Origin of the sequence: Kitasatospora sp. NPDC051702 (genome assembly GCF_040681575.1) — a bacterium.
Classification (GTDB): domain Bacteria; phylum Actinomycetota; class Actinomycetes; order Streptomycetales; family Streptomycetaceae; genus Kitasatospora.
The window spans coordinates 1-1,039 of record NZ_JBFAZB010000120.1; the positions used below are offsets into that span (position 1 = coordinate 1).

Genomic DNA, 1,039 nt, shown 5'->3' on the forward strand with positions numbered 1-1,039 from the left:
GCGGTGTGGAATTCGTCGAGGATGGGGTCCATGTGGGGGGAGTGGAAGGCGTGGCTGACGGTGAGGGGTTTGGTGCGTCGTCCTTGGGTGTGGAAGTGGTCGGTGATGTGGGTGAGGGTGTGGTGGTCGCCGGAGAGGACGATGGAGGTGGGGGAGTTGACGGCGGCGAGGGAGACGAGGTGTTCGTGGCCGGTGATGGCGTGGAGGGCTTCTTCGGGGGTGGCTTGGATGGCGGTCATGGTGCCGGTGTGGGGGGCTTGTTGCATGAGGCGGGCGCGGGTGGTGACGAGGGTGGCGGCGTCGTGGAGGGTGAGGATGCCGGCGGTGTGGGCGGCGGTGAGGGCGCCGATGGAGTGGCCGAGGACGGCGGTGGGGTGGATGTCGTGGTGGGTGAGGAGGTGGGTGAGGGCGGTGCCGAGGGCGAAGATGGCGGGTTGGGCGTAGTGGGTTTGGTCGAGGAGTGCGGCGGTGGGGGTGTCGGGTTCGGCGTGGAGGAGGTCGCGGAGGGGGTGGTCGAGGTGGGGGCGGAAGGCGTCGGTGAGGTCGTCGATGGCTTGGGCGTAGGCGGGGAAGGTCTGGTAGAGGTGGCGTCCGGTGCCGGGGTGGTGGCTGCCTTGGCCGGGGTAGAGGTAGACGGGTCGGGTGCCGGTGGTGGTGGCGGTGCCGGTGACGAGGGCGGGGTGGGGGTGGCCTTCGGCGAGGGCGGTGAGTGCGGCGTGGGCTTCGGTGGGGGTGCGCAGGATGACGGCGGCGCGGTGGTCGAAGGTGGTGCGGGTGGTGGCCAGGGCGTGCGCGACCTCGGCGGGGTGGACGTCCTGATCGTGGAGGTGGTCGGCGAGGCGGCGGGCCTGTGCGCGTAGTGCGGTGTCGTCGCGGGCGGACAGCTGCCACACGTACGGCCCGGGCACCTCGACGGGCTCGACGGGCTCGTCGGCGGTGGGTTCCTCGAGGATCAGGTGGGCGTTGGTGCCGCTGATGCCGAAGGAGGAGACCGCTCCCCGGCGGGGCCGTCCGGTCGCCGGCCAGGCCCGGTGCTCGG

1 protein-coding gene is annotated in these 1,039 nt (G+C 72.0%); it reads right to left on the bottom strand.

Annotation, left to right across the window (positions count from 1 at the left end; genetic code table 11):
* Window positions 1–1,039, bottom strand: a 1,039-nt coding sequence (locus AB0N04_RS38590; protein WP_360223535.1) for an acyltransferase domain-containing protein, incomplete at both ends; no start/stop codon positions are given.